Source organism: Brevibacillus sp. M2.1A (genome assembly GCF_013284355.2).
GTDB lineage: Bacteria > Bacillota > Bacilli > Brevibacillales > Brevibacillaceae > Brevibacillus.
The window spans coordinates 5,465,562-5,483,530 of record NZ_JABSUY020000001.1; the positions used below are offsets into that span (position 1 = coordinate 5,465,562).

A 17,969-nucleotide genomic window follows, 5' to 3' on the forward strand; every position below is an offset into this window, starting at 1 on the left:
CTATCTTCCTAATCATACCATTTCCTGCTTGTCTGTACTGTTTTCGAATCTGCTCATGTTAAGAAGCATTGTTTCCTAATCTAATATTTTTTGTTGATTTACTGAAAATCCTCTATAAATACGTTTCCATATTGTCGATAATTGACGTAATCTAGGGGCAATCATCTTGGTGTTTTCTTTTTTAGATAAAATACTATGGATCAACGAGGTGTTCTTTATGAAAACAGCCAAGTTCTCCCGTTCAAGATCTCTTCGAACCAAGCTCGTCCTGCTATGTCTCCTGCTATTGGCGCTTCCTTGCCTTAACATCGGAATTCAGGGCTATTATTCTGCGAGCTACAGCTTGGACGACTTGGGCAGCCGCATCTTAAAAAACAACGTGAACTTGACGATTGAAATGATTGATGTTCTCCAGAAACAGGTCGAAGCTGGAAAAATCAGCAAAGAAGATGCACAAGAGCAAGTAAAACTTCACATCCTCGGCCCCAAGCAGTCGGATGGAACCCGCTCGATTAACAAAAATGTCGATTCCGGTGCCAGTGGATACATGTTCGTTCTGGATGAGAAAGGTGTCATGCTCGCCTCTCCTACCATTGAGGGGAAGAATCAGTGGGATGCAAAAGATCCTGACGGTATCTTTTTTACCCAAGAAATGATTAAGCGCGGTCAGGAAGGTGGCGGCTTTACATACTATCAGTGGTCGAAGCCAGCGGAGCCAGATGTTCTCTATCCGAAAATCGCCTATTCCAAGCTAGACCCTCACTGGGGATGGATCGTTAGCGCAAGCAGCTACATGGAAGACTTCAATGCCGCTGCTGAAAGTGTACTGTCTGATTTAATGATCGTGCTGGGAATCTCCTTGATCGTCGGATTCGTCGTCTCGTGGTATGCCTCCGGGTTCATTTCCAGACCTATTGCCCTGGTTGCCGAGCGCGTGAAAGAAATTGCCGGTGGTGATCTGTCCGGGAAAGACATCGTCGTAAAAAACCGTGATGAAATCGGACAATTGGTCCATGACGTGACCCATATGACAGAGAATTTGCGCGAGCTCATCTCTCGTGTCCGCACCAGCTCTCTGCATGTCGCTTCTACCTCTGAGGAGTTGACGGCGAGTGCAGAACAGACGAGTAAGGCAACCGAGCAAATTGCCGTCACGATGCAAGAGATCGCCGTTGGAGCAGAAGATCAGTCCAAAACGATCGATGGAACGGTCAAGACGATCAACGACATGTCCTCGAGTTTGCAACAAATTGCGTCCAGTTCCGAACAAGTCTCTTTGACAGTCGATACAACGAACATGCTGGTCTCAAACGGCAATGAAGCAATTGTCGGTGCCATCGCTCAAATGAATTCCATCAACACAACTGTCCAAGAGCTGGCAGAATCAATCAAAATGCTTGGTCACCGCTCTTCGGAGATCAGCAATATTGTCGAGGTCATCACCTCGATTGCCGAACAAACGAACCTGTTGGCGCTAAATGCTGCAATCGAAGCGGCCCGTGCTGGAGAGCATGGACGTGGATTTGCTGTCGTCGCCAATGAAGTACGTATCTTGGCTGAGCAATCAGCAAAATCTACCCAGCAGATTAAAGACCTCATTAGCGCGATTCAGGTCGATACAAACAAAGCCGTATACGTAATGCAGACGACGACTTCTGAGGTTTCGGCTGGAATCGAAGTCGTACATGAAGCCAGCAAGGCCTTCCAGGAAATTTTGTCTGGAACGACAGAAGTAGCACGTCAGATTCAGCAAGTTACCACTGCTACTCATCACATGACAACCGGAGCAGAACAAGCCGTCCATTCCATTGAAGCGATTGCCACGACTGCGGAGACAACGGCTTTCGGAACACAGAACATTTCCGCTGCCGCTGAACAGCAATTAGCCTCTATGGAGGAAATTTCGTCCTCTGCTGCTTCCTTGTCAAAAATGGCGGACGAGCTGCATGAATCGATTCAACAGTTTAAGGTGTAACCATAAACACTCAAACGAAAAAAGGCTGCGTTTGCTAGTCACCTTTGACCTCGCAAACGCAGCCTTTTCCTCTCCCTATCAGCCTATTTAAACTCGAGGCGGTTGCTCTGCTTCCCACGTAATCGAAATCGTCGTCCCCTGCCCGACAGCTGTTTTCACTTCGATTGAACCACCAAACGCTTCCACCAATGCTTTTGTAATGACCATCCCAAGTCCAGAGCCTTCCGTCCGAGACTCGGTGTCTGTGCCACGATAATACCTCTCGAAAAGCCGATCTGCTGTTTCTTCATCCATCCCGCTACCATTGTCGCTAAAAATGAGCAAAGCTGTAGCTGGCTCGAGTGCCTGTACGCTGATGGACACAATCGTACCGCTCTCGTTATGAATCAAGGCATTGGCAACCAGATTATCCACGATACGCTGAAACCAAGGCTTGTAGACGAGCATGTAAACAGGTTCGACAGAGGGGGTAAACCGGATGCAGCCTTCCGGGTACAATGGATGTTTTGCTGCTTCCGTAATGGCATTAGCTGTGCAAACATTCAAGTCAACGAGCTCGACTGTAGGGGCACCTTGTCCGTTCCGCAATCGATACGTCAGCGCCAAATCGTTAATCAAGTCTTCCATATACGCTGACTTGTCCAAAATAATGTTGGCGAAAGCATGTACTTCTTCTGTCGTCCACGTATACTCGGCATTTCCTAACAGATGCGCGTACCCTTTGACAGAGGAAAGCGGCGTTTTCAGATCATGGGAAACGCCTGCGATCCACTCATTTCTCAATTGCTCCGTTTCTTGGCGAAGCTTTTCGTTGCGGTAAAGCGTTTGCGACAAGGAGTCCATCGAATCGATTACATCTTGGTAGATACGGTATTTTCGCTTTCTCTTCCCTCGCTTGTCTTGGCTGAGCGGAACACCTTCCGCATTGGCAGGCTCCTCGTACTTTCCTCCACGCAAAAAGGTCAGCCACCTTAATACGTGAACAATCGGTGCACCAAATCGCTGTCCGAACAAGTAGGACACAATCCCGAAGACGAGCATCGCCGACAAGAGCAACATGCCCATCCCGATAAAAAGGGCCTTACTTTCCGGTGTCAAAAGCGGCTCTTCCCCAGGAGTCGTTCCTGGCAACGGATAACTGAGTACCCATGTTTGGCCGCTTTTTTGATCATAATGCGATACGATTGTTGCTCCGTAGCGATCCGGGTATACCGAGCGCAGCGCCAGTTCTTCCACGGTGAAATCCTTGATCGCTTTTGCAGGCTTATTAAAGGAAGCCAGCTCTGCTCCTTTCGGGTCCAGGAGCTGCACCCAACCCGCTTTACTCTTCAATTGATTTTGGATACTTGGCGGAAGCATGATCTCGCTATTTTTATGATCAGCCTCCTTAATCACCTGTTGCAAGAAATCGTGATCGCGGTTCGTCATGCCATACAACAAGGTGTGTACCACGCCATCTTTTTCCTGTATCCATAACGATAGCTGATAGGGAAACGGGCTTTTACGGAGCCAATAAGCCGTTAATTGGCCAGGACCGTAGTAGCTGGGTACGTCAGGCGGGGTAAAGAAAGAGTCGGTGACATAGCCCTTTTCATCAATCCGCTGAAGCCACCCACCGCTATCTCGCACCTCCTCCAGCAGCTCCGGGTCAAAGCGGACATCCTCTCCCTCTACTTCTATGGTCTGGATCAGCCGCTGCAAGCCGACACTCTCAAATTGACGTGAGGACTGCACTTTTGACATTTCTTCAAGTGTCCAATATAACGTAAACCCGGCTAGCACAAAGAGAATGAGGCCAACCAGCACCAACCACATAACCAGATGGAGGGCGATTCTGCTCTTAATATTCATAAGGAAGGCCCTTTTTCACCAATTTGTACCCGAGTCCCCTGACGTTCACCAAGAACTCTGGCTGCGCTGGATCAGGCTCGATGCGCTCCCGAATCCGGTGGATATGTACCATGATAGTGTTGTCGTCACGTAAGCTATTCACACCCCATACTCGTTCGTACAGCTCGCTTTTCGAAAATATTCGATTCGGATTTTTGCACAAAAATAGCAAGAGTTGAAAAACAAGGGACGGACAAGGAACGGCTTTTCCCTCCACATAGAGCTCCCCTGCAGCTTCATAGACTTGAAAACGTCCAAAATCATAGACCCCTTGAACGGGTGCAATCGGGACAACCGAGTCCGGTTTACGCGTACGACGGAGCAACGCCTTGATGCGCGCGACGATTTCCATCGGGTTAAACGGCTTCGTCACGTAATCATCCCCGCCAACGGCAAATCCGGTTAGCTTGTCAAAATCGGTATCTCTCGCACTCAAGAATAAAATCGGCGCATCCGTCAGACGGCGGATGAATGGACAAGCTTCTGTGCCGCTCATGTTTGGCAGCGTTACGTCCAGGACGATCAGGTCATAGCTTTTGCGTTCGCATGCACAGAGCGCCTCCTCCGATGTTTTCACCTTGTCGATCGAGTGGAATCCTTCTTTGTGCAGTACGGTCTCAAGCAATTGAAGAATAGCTTGCTCATCGTCCACGAGAAGGATAGCTGCATCTTTCACGATCACTTCGCTCCTTTTGCGCTTTTGCGTTATCCTCCATTTTATCATGCGTAGTGTCGGCACGGTGACCGCAACAGCCTTAACGGAATCATAATTTTGCCGCGACAGATTTAAGTATCCTGTAAGCCAGCGTTTCATATCTGATAAGAGTGGCTTTCTATAATGAAACTAGCGCGAAGAACAGGATAGGAGTGGCGACATGAAAAAAGTTTGGATTTCACTCGGTGTAGGAGCGATTCTTTTGACAGGATGTGCTGCGCAATCAGAAGCAACCGCAATCCCCTCTACTACTGAATCCCCTACAAAGAAAGAAGAAGGTGGAAAGACGATGACGGTTCAAGCGGAATCTATTGTGCAAGCTCTCCTTCACGGAAAAATAGAGGAGGTCTATGAGCAAACAAGCCCGTCATTCAAACAGCAGGTTTCAAAAGCGCAGTTTGTAGAAGGGTATACTGCTTTTAGCGCGGGGTTGAAGTCGTGGAATCACCATTCCCACACGTCCGTAAACGGCAGCTATTATGGCACCTGGGTGGATCAGGACGCCAAACGGGGCCTTGTCCTTTCGATGGATGAAAAAGGGATCATCACGGGCGTTTTATTAAAGCCGCTGCAAAGCTACCCTGACACCGACAATGCTTTGACAAAGCTGGCGTACAGCGCACCGTTTACAGGTGAGTGGTATGTGTTCTGGGGAGGTCAGAATGTCCTTTCGAATTATCACTACGAGGTAGAGAGCCAACGCTATGCATACGATCTGATTCAGGTCAAAGACGGACTATCCTACAAGGGCGATCCTGCGAAAAACGAAAGCTACTTCGCATTCGGGCAAGAAATACACGCCCCCCAGGCTGGAACCGTCGTGCATGTCGTCCATGATATCAAGGATAATGTCCCTGTCGGAGCAATGAACGCACAGCAGCCCGCTGGCAACGTCGTCATTCTCGATCATGGTAACGGAGAATACAGCTACTTCGCCCATCTGAAGGAAGGCTCCGCCAAGGTAAAGGTTGGCGATCGTGTGGAGAAAGGGGATTTGCTTGGGCTATGCGGCAACTCTGGCAATTCCAGCGAGCCTCATCTGCATTATCAGGTCTCTGACGGCAAGGATTTGTTCCATAGCAAATCCATTCGCGTGCAGTGGGAGAACGGATTGAATCCGCGTCAAGGTGACAGCATTCCTGCGAAATAAATAGTGTAGCTGTTAAACAGCGGTAGTCCATCCTTTTGTCTTGTATCCAAAGAGATGGACTGCCGCTTCCTTTTAGAGGACAATATCATATTCCATTATCTTGGCAGTTTGTTCTGCTACTTCCGCACCTACAAATCTTTTGATGATGTGAAAGGACATATTGATACCCGCTGAGATTCCAGCAGATGTCACGATATTTCCTTCATCCACGAATTTTACTCCTTTTTGCACAACGACTTCTGGAAATTCCTTTTCCATTCGCTCGAGACTGGTCTAATGAGTCGTTGCCCTTTTGCCTGTTAATAAGCCTGCTTTTGCAAGTAAAAAGACTCCTGTGCAGACAGAGGCCATCAGCTCCACCTGCTGCATTTGCTCACGAATCCATTGGATCACCTGCTCATTATGGACTTCTCGTTCCCTCGCACCTATCCCACCTGGAATGATGAGAATATCAAAAGCAGGCATATTGGTCATTTTCCATAGATGTTACCGAGAATACTTCAAACGGACCTGCAAAATCCAACACCTCCACATCGTCAAACAAAAAAATTCCTACTCGCCATTGCTTGGTTTCCATATGGATCTCCCCTCTTTCATGTTTGGATATATTTTACAACTCCTTATTGGGAACATCTCTAGTTTTTTTAGCTGTAAGATTCTGCTAGAGTCATTAATAGAAGGTACAAAATGCTGGAGGAGGTCCGCTGTCTGATGAGTACCAGCCCGAATATTATAGAGGTCGCGTCCCTCATAGGAGAGCCATCCCGCGTCTCCATCCTGATCAGCCTGATGAACGGCAAGGCACTCCCCGCCAGTGAACTCGCACGAAACGCAAAAGTCACCCCCCAAACGGCAAGCACGCATTTGGCAAAGCTGGTGGAAGGAGGTCTGTTGATCAGCGAGTCACACGGCCGACATCGTTACTATCGCCTAGCCAGCCCTGATGTCGCCCATGCCCTTGAATCGTTAATGACGATCGCAGCACCTAAGCCGGTTCGTTCCTTGCGCGAGTCTGACCAATTGCGAGCCATACGCTATGCTCGTACCTGCTACGACCATCTCGCAGGAGAAGTGGGCGTTGCCCTGACGCAGAAAATGCTGGAAATGCGGTTGATCGAGGCATCCGATCAAGACTACGTGCTCAGTGAAGCTGGGAAAACCAAGCTGCAATCACTCGGCGTAGACCTTGTGGCCAAACCAAAGAGCAGACGTCGCTTTGCCCGTCCCTGTTTGGACTGGAGCGAGCGTCGCCATCACTTGGCAGGTAGCCTAGGAGCCTCACTCACCAACCGATTTTTTGAGCTTGGCTGGATCGAGCGAGTGCCAGGAGGGAGGGCAGTCCGTGTAACGCCGTTAGGCAGCTCTGGTTTTATGACCGAGTTCGGACTGCATGTAGATGAATGCAAAAAGCACAGCTAGCTACTCTGCCAGCTGTGCTTTTTCACTGACTTGCCTGCGTGGGGCAAACGTCCAGTTCACCAGGAAAATCCCTGCGAAAATCAACAATCCTCCCACATACACATGCCATTGCACTACCTCCCCCAGCAACACCCAACCCGACAAAACACCGAAGAACGGAGCGAGGAACAAAAAAGCACTCGTCCTGCCCGGATCGCCGTGATTCAGCAAGTAAAACCACGTCGCAAACTGCACAATGGAAGCCATGATCGCGAGCCAGAGGACGACGAACACAGCGGTCGGTGTCACAATGAGCTTCGGCGTTTCCAACGTGAACCCCATCACGAGGAGAAGAATTCCTCCGAACAGCATCTGATAGGCTGTCATCACCCACACATTGAAGCGGACTCCCCACTTTTTAACGAGAATCGTAGCCATTGACCACGCAAATGCGGACCCGATACCAAACAGCGTTCCCGTCTCCCATTGCAGATGGAAGCCAAGCGTGATGAACACCCCAGCCAGTCCAATCAGAACCCCCATCCATTGCGTCAGCCGATAGGATATTCCTAGAAACAGCGTTCCCCATATGACCACGAGCAGTGGGTTCATAAACGTCAGGATCGAGGATTCACCCGCTGTGATCGTACGCAGACTCAAAAAGATACACCCCATGACAGCAGCCGTCTGCAAAAATCCGATCAAACACAGCTTCCCCCAGTCACCCGCCGACTTCGGGAGCGGCTTTTTCCATACCCACGCTCCCATGATCAGTCCTGCCAGCGTAAAACGCAGTCCTACCAGCAGCAATGGTGAAAAATAGGCCAATCCAATCTTTCCTACCGCAAAAGACGAGCCCATCAATGATGTCGTCAAGACGACAAGTATCCCGAACAAAATTTGATTCATCGCATTGTTCCCCCCGTTTCAGGCAAGCTACTTGTTTCTTCTTACATGTAGTGTACCTGACGGTTAGTTCGATGAGGGTCGAAGTGTGCATATGGTTTACAGCCGGTACTTTTCCACCATCTTAATCCCGATTTGATTCAGCAAGGCGGCGAGCACCTTCCAGACCGCCTGACGATAAAACGGCAAATGTTTGACATACACCGCTGTAAATTCTGGTTCTCCCTCCGCTCCCCTGTCCGCTTTGAATGCGCCTACGCCCGCACTTTGATGGAGCAGGATGCCTTTGCTCTGTGCTTCTAGCACCAAGAGGCACGACAGCATCCGATACAGCCCGGTCTCTTTGGGGAGCGTCGTATCATACCCGAATAGCGGTGTCGTCATCACACCATATCGTTCAAAATAGCCAAGAATGCCGTCCAGCCGTCCGTCTTTTTCCAAGCCGATGAGGGTCAATGTCCTCTTTTGCATCGCCAGTCGGACGAACTCCATCGAAAACTGCGGATTATGCTGGGAGTATTTATCCAGATACAGCGCGTTATATAAAGCAACGATTCTCTCGACATGCTGTTCTCCCAGTTCCTCATGACGCAGGATGCGATAGCCGGATTTGGCAAGCATTTTCCGATCGCGATTGAGTGTATTTCGGACCCGCCACTTTCCCTGCGCTGGCCAATCGGGGTGAAAAAGGTAGACGTAACGACTGGGAACCATGAGATAGCCCTTCTCGATGAGCCCCTTGTGGAAATCCGGATACAGCCTGCGACAAACAGATCGAAACGCGATGATATGACCAGGGAACTTTTGAATGCAGCTTTCCGTGATGTCCTTTACTTCATCTGCACGCACATCATGGTACAGATTCGTTGATAGCAGCCAGTTGTTGACGATGACCATTTGGTTGCATTGGCTTTTTTTCATCCAGCGTCCAAGGCCTGTGAGTACGGTCGACAGTGCCCACCTCAACACCGCAGAATCGAGCATGCCTAGCTCTTCCTTCGCATACGTCACGTAATGGGTAAACACCGAACTGACATACGAATTGTCGTACTCGGTATCGTTCACCGTTACGGGCATGATCCGATCGCCTACACGGAGTGCATGCATCTGTGTCTGGACATTTTGCACATAGCGGGATGGCTGTTCCGTCATCATGGGCAGCAAGTAGCTTTTGACGTAGTCTGCATCCTGCGCCTGTTCCCAAGGGATTTGCCCCGCTGAGTTCCCTTCATACCATTCAATCAATGGCCTACTCACCTGGAACAAACATCCTCTCTACCCGCCGCAATTTTTTCGTACCCAGATTCAACCCGTACGGCACAAAAACAATCGCAGGCACTTTTCCTTGTTGATCGGCAATGGCTCGCTCAAGACTTTGGCGTACTCGTTCCTGCTCTTGCGTCGACGGTCCTTCCCCATCCTTCATGAGCAGTGCTACCTCAACTTGCTCGTAGCTTAGCTGCCGTACCGTATACTCTTCTATCGCATCAGACGAGGTAATGACAGCCCGACGGATGAAATCAGGAAAGACCGATATCCATCGCGCTTCGTGTTCATGGCGAAAAACAAACAGATCATCTGCCCTGCCCTCAATCGATTCCAGTGCTATAAACACCGAGCCACATGGACAAGGCGTACGCTTTTCCGTCAAAATGTCGTTCAATCGATAACGGATAATCGGCTGTGTCGTCCGGGAAAAGTCTGTGATGATCGGAAAGAATCGCTCCTTTTGCTCATCGAGATATTCCTTTTCCACCACCACGAGGTCTTCATTGACATGCAACGTCCCGTGTGAGCAGCTCACCGCAAGCAGCCCTTCTGTGCATTGATAAATTTGATGCACGATCTGCCCGAACACTTCTGCGATGTACGCTTGATCCAACGGGTCCAGCACTTCAGCCACCGAGATCACCTTGATTGGAGATATCCGCAGCTTCCCTTGACGCTGGGCGGTCGCGAGCATTCTCAACATCGAGGCTGGCGCAACCAACACCGTCGGCTGATACTGATTCAGGTGATCAAGATGCTGATCGAGCGGTATTTGCAGATCAAAGAACGAAAATTGAATGCGACGCCTGTTGACCGCCGTATACAGATTGCTATTCGCTCGCAAGAAAAAAGCAATCCGATGTGTCGACCATAGCTGGCCAGGCAGTGCTTTCGCCAAAATCACACCTGCCCATTTCGCCTGCTCCTGCGGTCCCACGAGAAAAAGCCCGCGATTGCCAGATGTCCCAGAAGATAAGCCCACGGTCACGCCGTTTAATTGGGGAGTGAAATCGCGTGTCGTTTCTGCTTTCAGTGCAATCGCAAATGCTTCTTCTTTCTTGACCCCGCACGTATTCAGCTCGTCAAAATGGTCCATCATGCGCTTTTTATCAATCGGCTCCATCTGTCTCCATTGTTCTGGCATTCCCAATCTCTTTCGGTAAAAAGGAGAGGTTGGCAAAATGCGTGACAGCATCGCTCTGACCTGCGCGTCTTGCCATTTCACCAGCTGCTCGCGCGAGGAAAACCGACGGGCAAGCCACTTCGTTTTTACATACTGCTTCAAGAGCGTCATGATCTCCATGTGAATGCTCCTCTGCTGGCCTGCCAGACTTCCCCGCAGTGAGTCGGCATGATTTTTATGTCGGGACATTGGCGGGATAGTACATGCAGCTTGTGCAAATGCTCGCGATACGCCTGTCGATCCGCCATGATCAACATAGCCAACAGATGAGGCAACAGGTTGCCGCGGTAGGCTTCACTCGACCAAGCCGCATCCGCGCACAAAAATACATCCCCATGATCCCAATCGCGCAGGAACACACCAAACTGCCCGATTGCATGTCCGTTCAGATCGACGATGTACAGACTCTGATCGGCGAACAAATCGTAGCCTTCGGTGTAAGGCGCGTAAGCTTCAGGCAATGCCACCAGCGCTCCTCGATCAATGAAAGTCACCCGTTCTTCAAAATCGTCCGGCATCAAATCAGGCAAATACGCCTCCCGCAGCGCGGCCCAACCCGTCTTTCCCTTTACATGGTTGTAGGCACTCTCGAAGCAGTATAGTCGCGCATGCGGAAAATCACGCAAACCGCCGATATGGTCGGCATGAAAATGGGAAATGAGAATACCCGCAATGTCTGTCGTTTTGATTCCGCGTGCCGCGAGCTGCTCAGCAATACTCTCATGTGCTTCTGAGAATACGGGCGTTATTTTGCCGTACAGCGAATAAGGAAGCTTGCTCGTGGCTTCAAAAAAGCGCTGTGAATAGCCCGTATCAAAGAGGAGCAAGCCGTGGACGGGATGCTCGATAAGCCCTGCGATGGCGTGAAACGGAATATTTTTCATCCGACCGCCCTTTCGTGAAAACATCTCGAGCTGCTGGCAGTAGCCTGTGTCCATCAGCGTCAGTTTAACGTCCTTCATGCGTTCTCCACCAATCTGTAAACGTCTCGATGCCCTCGGCAATGCTCACCCGGGGTTCATAGCCCAGATCGCGCTTCGCCTTTGAGATATCCAAGGTTTGTGATTTGGCGAGCACACCGACCGAGTAACGCGTCAAAATCGGCTCGCGATAGCTCAAAACGGTCTTGGAGAGTGCCTCAAGCACCCATGCTGCCGCATACGCCTTCCAATATGGCAACTCGCGCGTTTTCAGAGGAACTCCCAAGCGACGAAACACATCTGACAACACCTCGATCATCGTCACTGGCTCCCCATTTGTAATGTTGTAAGCCTGCCCCAATGTGTGCGCTTGAGAATCCATGCACAAGATCAGCGCATCCACGACATTTTCCACATACGTCAAATCAATGATCGCCTTGCCTCCATTGATCAGCGGAACGAACTTCTTTTCATTGGCGCGGATCAATCTGGGGAGGATTGCATTGTCCCCAGGACCAAACAAGGCACGAGGACGAATCGTAATCGTCGGAAGCCCTGCAAGATACGCCTTGTCGACCTCCAGCTCCGCCTGGTATTTGGTCTGTGCGTATGTATTGGCAAACCGTACGGGCATCGGTTCATCTTCGCGGATTCCCAGCTTGTCTTCAAAAGCAAAATAAATACTCGGCGTCGATACATGGATCAGACGCCGGATACCGTGCTGCTTGCAACCCTCGATGACATGAATGGTTCCTGTCACATTCGTCTCGTACATGTCATGGTACGTCCCCCACGGGGAGGAAAAAGCAGCCGCGTGATGCACGATATCCTGATCGCGGCAAGCCTTCACCACGGCTTCTCTGTCTCTTAGGTCTGCCCGAAGGAATCGAATGCCTCGATCCTGCAATTGTCGGCCGACTCGCTCATCTCGTCCTTGCGCTGTTACGTCATAGCCCATTTCATGCAGTCGTGTAGCCAGCTTCTGTCCGAGAAACCCCGTCGCCCCTGTTACTAGAACCCGCTTGTTCATTTCTTCCTCACTTCCTTACGCCTCTTCTCCGTTCCATTCGATATCGCTCGTACTGCAAGCGATCATGCTTTTTCCCGTTCGAAAACTCTGCCAAGCCAAATCAGCCAGCATGGAAAACTGATCAAAAAAAGGCCGTGGATCCTCCCATCTAAACAGAACATCCCTTGCAGAAAGCAAGTCGCTCACCCAACGCTTTGCCTTCATTCCATTCTTCATGCCAAGAAGGCCGTATGTCAGCATCGCCATCCCTAGCATGCTCGCTTGTTTTCCAGCAGGAACAACGGTTTTTCCCCGATCAGACAAATAGGCAGTAGCAGCTTCCTCCTGTCCTGCAAACAAATGCACACCGCTTGTCAGGCGTGGATTGCACTCGAGCACGTACAGCTCTCCCTGCTCATTCTCAATGAAATCAAATGCGATTTGTCCGCTAAACGCATGCCGTTGCACGAAACGACTAACAAAATCTCTTACTTGTGGATGATCTGAATAGGCGAAGTAAATCGAGGCACCCTGTCCTGCTGTATGTGTTGTTTCGTAATCGGCGTACAAGGTGAGCTGTCCATCCCGAGCAACCGCGTAGCTGCACACCTGTTTCCCTTTTATAAACTGTTGGACTAGCCATGGTTCCCTGACCGTCGGCTCGGGCAGCGTGGACTGCCCTGCCGCTGATGATGGGTCTGCGACGATTTTTACATGAGCGGCGAAACGAGAATAGACGGGCTTCAGCACCACAGGTCCCCTTGCTTGCAGCATGGCCTCCCGCAACTGAGCCGAAGATTGTACCCGAACTGTCTGTGGGACCAGTCCTCCCACCTCGCACGCCATTTCGGCAAAAAGCCATTTGTCATGCAGCGAACGCAGTACCTCGATTCCTTCCACGAGCACTTCACCATAGTCAAGCAATTGATCCCGCCCCCGCGATACGTAAAAGATCTCCTCGCAAGTCGGGATCAACAGATCGATGCGCTCATGCTGCATGATTTCACATAGCTTTTCGATATAAGCACCGGACTGCTGTCGGGGGGAGGGTACTTGGTAGGAGCGCTCTACATAACGAGAGTGCTGGCATAAATGTCGCCGCGCACTCTCCGCTACAATGACTCGATGTCCCGCAGAACCCAGCAAGCGCGCCAACTCCAACGTAGCTGGCGCTCGTCCTCCTGTCAGCAAGACTGATTGTTTAGTATTCAAGCACAATTCCTCCGAGAGACAAGCCAGCAGATGTACCAAGCAGCATCAGGTAGTCGCCTCGCTGTACCCGCTTCTGCCCAATCGCTTCATGCAGCGCCATCGGGATTGAAGCTGCGATGACATTGCCGTGCTCTGCCAAAATGTTCACCATTTGCTGGTCGCTAAACCCGAGCTTGCCTGCCATGATCCGCATCGCCATCCCACTGGCCTGATGAGGAATGACGGTACGGATTTGCTCCTTGGTTACGGAGGCAGAGGACAGCAAACGATCCACAAATCCGGTAATCAACTGCGAGGTCAGGCGAAAAATTTTCCGTCCGTCCATATCAAATGCAAAGTCTGCTTCTCTTCCTTGCGCAAATTGGCTTGGGTGGATCAGCGTACCGCCACCCCTTATTTCGGAATAGTGCGCGCCTTCACTGTATGTCTTCATGCTTGAACCCAAGATACGGGAGCTTTCTGTTTCTGGCGTCCTGCCGATGACAACAGCCGCAGCCCCATCTCCGAACAGCACGCAGCTCTCTTTCTGCTCCCAATTCAAACCTCCCGAGGATATCTCTGATGAAATGATCAAGACTCGCTCGTAAATACCAACTGCCATTTGGCACGACATCACATCCAGCGCAGTGACAAAGCTTAGGCATGTCGCATTTATATCAAAGCAAGGAATCCCTGATTTTCTTAGTTGAAGCTCTTCTTGTATCAAAGCAGCCGTGCATGGGATTTCCTGCTGGGCCGTCCCGCTTGCACATACGATACAATCGATATCGTGAAGGGACAGTCCCGCCGCTTCCAAGGCACGCCTAGCAGCGATGGCTCCCATCTGTGCTGCCGTTTCGTTCGTCACAAAATGCCTGACGCTAACCCCGGACTTTTTCTCTACCCATCCTGCCGCAAGTCCCAGCTTTTCTTCCAGTTCTGCCGCTGTCACTTGCCGAGTGGGCAAATATTTCCCTGTTCCGAGGATTTTGATTTTTCTCTCCATAATCTGTGTCTCCCTTAGCTCGCTCGCATTACTCACACACTTTTCGACATCTGCCATTTATTTTACCTAAGTTTGTCGATTTATGGTAAACAGAATAAACACTTGGTACGAAATACCCAAGTGTTTATGTATGCCGCATTTCTTCTGTTCGTTTCCACCTGCTATAGTAAAAAGCGATAACCGACACCCCACACCGTCTCGATGTATTGCGGCTTAGCCGGATCACTTTCTATTTTTTCCCGCAGCTTGCTGATATGCACGGTCACCGTCGCGATATCCCCGTAAGAATCGAGACCCCAAATTTTTTCAAACAGCTCTGTTTTGCTAAATACCCAGTTGGGATGGGTTACCAAAAAGAGCAGGAGGTCGTATTCCTTGGAAGTGAACGCCACTTCGTTTCCGTTGATATAAACTCTCCTTGCCAGCTTGTCGATGCGAATCCCACGAAGCCTGATCTCCTCTTTTGCCGTCTGCGGTTTGGAATCGGAAACGAGACGGTCGTAACGGGCCAAATGGGCTTTGACCCTCGCTACCAGTTCTCCCAAACTAAAAGGCTTGCTGATATGATCATCGGCGCCGAGACCCAGTCCACGAATCTTGTCGATGTCTTCCTTTTTCGCGGAGACGAGCAGGATCGGAATATTTTTGGCTTTCCGTACTTGCTTGCAGATTTCGAAGCCATCCACGATCGGGAGCATCAGGTCAAGAATCAGGAGGTCATACTCCTCTTGCAGCGCCTTTTCCAAGCCCATATCGCCGGAAGTAGCAACATCGACCGAGTAGCCGTTTGCCTCCAAGTAATCCTTTTGCACCTCTGCAATCACCGTGTCATCTTCAATGATTAAAATGTGCTTCATTTCGTGTCACCCCCGACTCTCTTCAAATCTGGCAAGGTAAAACAAATGCGGGTCCCGCGTCCACTCTCACTCTCCGCCCATACACGACCACCATGCCCCTCCACAATTTGTTTGACGATGGCGAGTCCGAGACCAGTGCCGCCCATGGCCGAATTACGTGAAGGGTCCGCCCGATAAAAGCGGTCAAAAATATGGGGAATTGCTTCATTTTCAATCCCGGTCCCATTGTCGGAGATCGCCACGATCACTTCACCGTCGGCTTTCTCCACCTCCAATCGGATCAGCTTCTCGTCCTTGTTCAAGTACTTCAGGCTATTGTCTACCATATTCATGAGCACGCGATGGAGTTTTTCCTGATCAGCCATGACTGGAATCGGACTCGTATTCTCCTCGTCATAGCGAATAGAAACGTCGTTCATCCGCGGGTCTAGCCGCAGCTCCTCGGCAAACTGAGCCATATATGCTCGCACATCGACTTCTTCAAAGTGAAAGGGAAGCTTGTTCAAATCCAGTCTCGAGAATAAAAACAGCTCATCAATCAGGCGGTCCATCTGCTCTGATTTGATGGCAATCATCTTCATATATTTTTCCCGCTTCGCTTCCGTATTGGCAATCCCTTCCTGCACCGCTTCCACACATGCTTTGATTCCTGTTATGGGTGTTTTTAGATCATGCGAAATACTGGAAATCAGTTGTTTACGATTTTCCTCATACTGTAGCTGCAAGTGAATAGAAGCATGCAATCTGCCGCGCATTTCTTCAAATGCTTCTCCCAGCTCCCCCAGCTCATCCTTGCGATGGAGTTGAACAGGACGCTCCAGATTGCCTTCTTTGATTTCGTTCGCTGCCTGCTTTAAAGCGTACAAAGGTCGAATGATACTTCGTGAAACAAGAAACGTTAATACACCGTTCGTCAGCGCCACAATCGTTAGAAGACTGAGAATTAATGCGATGAAAAAATAAATGCCAGTCTGCATAAAGGGGAAAGAATTCGCAAGGAAGTAAAGCATTCCTTTACTTTGATCAGCAAAAGTGAACTCGTACGTATCAAACGTGTAGCCGTCTTGTTTAAACTGCTTCCAGCTATGCATGCGCCCCTGATCCGGTTGTTCCTGCAAATAATCAGGCACGTCAGCGCTATCAATCGACGGGGAAACAAATAGCACATGATCGCCCTTTGTCAGAATCAATGCTCCGCCAACTGCTTGTAGCTGCTCATCCGTCTCTGTCAGCATCTTCTGGTTCGTCAATTCGTTGGGAGCGTATTTGGCCATGAATGAGACACCAGCAAATAACTCGTCTCGTTTATTGAGCGTATCACGAATGAATGGTTTGCCTGCCTCCCGTTCCTCCCAAAAGTAATTCGCCAATCCTGATGCCACCAATCCAAACAAAACAAGGGGGATGATAATCATGGCAATATAAGAGAGCAAAAGTCTTGTTTTGATCGACATGGTTCATTACCCCCTTGCAGTCATGGTTTACTCGGAATCGGAATGCTTCGCCCAGCCTTTTCTCCATTTGTTCTTCATGTCCTCACGGGAAACCTTCTCGACTTGCTTGCCAGTAAGTTCGATGCGGTCAGGTGTGGTCGTACCCAAATCAGACAGGCGGATATCCAAAGAAAGCTGGAGCTTGTGCTCTTTTCCAGACGCATCCGTTCCCGAGAGGTGTATCACAGCGGTTTGCTGTTCGATTTGATTTTTTTCGTTGATCTCGGCGTTCAGTAATACTTGGTCCACTTGAAAATCCTCTTGCAAACGTGGAAGCTTGACAGCTAGATCGCTTTCAGAGGATGACGCTTCTTGACTATGCTCAGCAAGCTTATCGTAGAAAATAGGCCCCGCTGCCTGAATAAATGCCGGAATTTGCTCTTTGGAGAGCTGAAGCGACGTACGCTTGCCTCCATCCGGTAGATTTTCAACGGTCGCGTTTTTTCCGAGATCGCCGAATACCGTAGCAAACAGCTTGTGCATCATGGCCCCGCGTTTGTTATCGGCATTATTTTCTGGTTGTTGTCTACTATCCATTTTTTCCATGACCCGATAAACGTTACTATCCCCTTTTTTAACCACAACTTTATCCTTTTCCAAAAAGGCTTGCATGCTTTTCTCGCCCAGCGAGTCTGTAAAAGTCGCATTCACATTTCCGATGTGCTGGTTGTGATCGATCTTTGCGACTCCCTCGAATGTGAGCAGCTTCGCTCCGTTGTCTGTGAGCGCTAGCTGCGCGTGGGCCGTCATGCTCTTCGCTTCCTTCGTTTGATGCAGGGCTGATTCATACACGTCCATCGTCGTGCTATCCGCACTCGCTGAAGCCCCGTATCCCCATATCAATGCCCCTGTGATTCCAACCGACAAGCCGATACCCAGCCATTTTTTTCGCATGATGATCCCTCCTATTTCATCGAAAGCAACTGTCATCGCTTTCTATACTCGTGATGATAAAGAGAGGGTCTAAACACGCTCTAAATCAATTCTAAAAAAAGTGTAAAAACGAT

15 protein-coding genes and 1 pseudogene are annotated in these 17,969 nt (G+C 49.9%); 3 read left to right on the top strand and 13 right to left on the bottom strand.

The features are described from left to right. Window positions 1-217: 217 nt before the first annotated feature. Window positions 218-1,975: a methyl-accepting chemotaxis protein gene (locus HP567_RS26000; protein ID WP_173610149.1), complete on the top strand. Its 1,758-nt coding sequence runs from the start codon at window positions 218-220 to the stop codon at window positions 1,973-1,975. Between the two features lie 87 nt (window positions 1,976-2,062). Here HP567_RS26000 and HP567_RS26005 read toward each other — a convergent pair whose 3' ends face one another. Together HP567_RS26005 and HP567_RS26010 are read right to left on the bottom strand one after the other, a co-directional pair. After that, window positions 2,063-3,826, bottom strand: coding sequence for a sensor histidine kinase (locus tag HP567_RS26005; protein ID WP_173610148.1), 1,764 nt, complete (start codon window positions 3,824-3,826; stop codon window positions 2,063-2,065). Further along, window positions 3,816-4,541, bottom strand: a complete 726-nt coding sequence (locus tag HP567_RS26010) for a response regulator transcription factor (RefSeq protein ID WP_173610147.1) — start codon at window positions 4,539-4,541, stop codon at window positions 3,816-3,818. Before HP567_RS26010 ends, HP567_RS26005 begins: the two co-directional genes overlap by 11 nt. A gap of 199 nt (window positions 4,542-4,740) precedes the next feature. Between HP567_RS26010 and HP567_RS26015 the strand changes: the two genes are divergently transcribed. Further along, window positions 4,741-5,730 (top strand): M23 family metallopeptidase, encoded by a 990-nt coding sequence (locus tag HP567_RS26015; protein WP_173610146.1) that lies wholly within the window; start codon window positions 4,741-4,743, stop codon window positions 5,728-5,730. Window positions 5,731-5,802: 72 nt separating this feature from the next. Here the strand turns inward: HP567_RS26015 and HP567_RS26020 are convergent. Next, window positions 5,803-6,307 (bottom strand): annotated as a pseudogene (locus tag HP567_RS26020) (DJ-1/PfpI family protein). Between the two features lie 134 nt (window positions 6,308-6,441). Between HP567_RS26020 and HP567_RS26025 the strand changes: the two are divergent. Further along, on the top strand, window positions 6,442-7,149 hold the full coding sequence (locus HP567_RS26025) for an ArsR/SmtB family transcription factor (protein WP_173610145.1): 708 nt from the start codon (window positions 6,442-6,444) through the stop codon (window positions 7,147-7,149). On the opposite strand, the gene HP567_RS26030 is transcribed toward HP567_RS26025, so the two are convergent. From HP567_RS26030 to HP567_RS26075, 10 genes are all read right to left on the bottom strand, one after another. After that, a complete protein-coding gene (locus tag HP567_RS26030) occupies window positions 7,150-8,037 on the bottom strand; it encodes a DMT family transporter (protein ID WP_173610144.1) in 888 nt (295 codons plus the stop codon). 96 nt (window positions 8,038-8,133) lie between these two features. Further along, window positions 8,134-9,279 carry a GNAT family N-acetyltransferase gene (locus HP567_RS26035; RefSeq protein ID WP_173610255.1) on the bottom strand — a complete coding sequence of 382 codons (1,146 nt, stop codon included), beginning with the start codon at window positions 9,277-9,279 and terminating at the stop codon, window positions 8,134-8,136. A 4-nt stretch (window positions 9,280-9,283) separates the two neighbouring features. Then, window positions 9,284-10,606 carry a F390 synthetase-related protein gene (locus tag HP567_RS26040; RefSeq protein ID WP_173610143.1) on the bottom strand — a complete coding sequence of 441 codons (1,323 nt, stop codon included), beginning with the start codon at window positions 10,604-10,606 and terminating at the stop codon, window positions 9,284-9,286. Then, window positions 10,594-11,448 carry an MBL fold metallo-hydrolase gene (locus HP567_RS26045; protein WP_173610142.1) on the bottom strand — a complete coding sequence of 285 codons (855 nt, stop codon included), beginning with the start codon at window positions 11,446-11,448 and terminating at the stop codon, window positions 10,594-10,596. Before HP567_RS26045 ends, HP567_RS26040 begins: the two co-directional genes overlap by 13 nt. Beyond that, window positions 11,435-12,436 (bottom strand): NAD-dependent epimerase/dehydratase family protein, encoded by a 1,002-nt coding sequence (locus HP567_RS26050; protein ID WP_173610141.1) that lies wholly within the window; start codon window positions 12,434-12,436, stop codon window positions 11,435-11,437. The genes HP567_RS26045 and HP567_RS26050 overlap by 14 nt, the downstream gene beginning before the upstream one ends. 15 nt (window positions 12,437-12,451) lie before the next feature. Next, a complete protein-coding gene (locus tag HP567_RS26055; protein WP_173610140.1) occupies window positions 12,452-13,627 on the bottom strand; it encodes an ATP-grasp domain-containing protein in 1,176 nt (391 codons plus the stop codon). Next, complete coding sequence (locus tag HP567_RS26060) at window positions 13,617-14,612, bottom strand: beta-ketoacyl-ACP synthase III (protein ID WP_173610139.1); 996 nt, start codon at window positions 14,610-14,612, stop codon at window positions 13,617-13,619. The genes HP567_RS26055 and HP567_RS26060 overlap by 11 nt, the downstream gene beginning before the upstream one ends. Before the next feature lie 161 nt (window positions 14,613-14,773). Next, window positions 14,774-15,469 (bottom strand): response regulator transcription factor, encoded by a 696-nt coding sequence (locus HP567_RS26065; protein ID WP_173610138.1) that lies wholly within the window; start codon window positions 15,467-15,469, stop codon window positions 14,774-14,776. Then, window positions 15,466-16,923 (bottom strand): sensor histidine kinase, encoded by a 1,458-nt coding sequence (locus HP567_RS26070; protein ID WP_173610137.1) that lies wholly within the window; start codon window positions 16,921-16,923, stop codon window positions 15,466-15,468. The genes HP567_RS26065 and HP567_RS26070 overlap by 4 nt, the downstream gene beginning before the upstream one ends. A gap of 27 nt (window positions 16,924-16,950) precedes the next feature. After that, window positions 16,951-17,856, bottom strand: a complete 906-nt coding sequence (locus HP567_RS26075; protein ID WP_173610136.1) for a hypothetical protein — start codon at window positions 17,854-17,856, stop codon at window positions 16,951-16,953. Window positions 17,857-17,969: the final 113 nt, after the last annotated feature.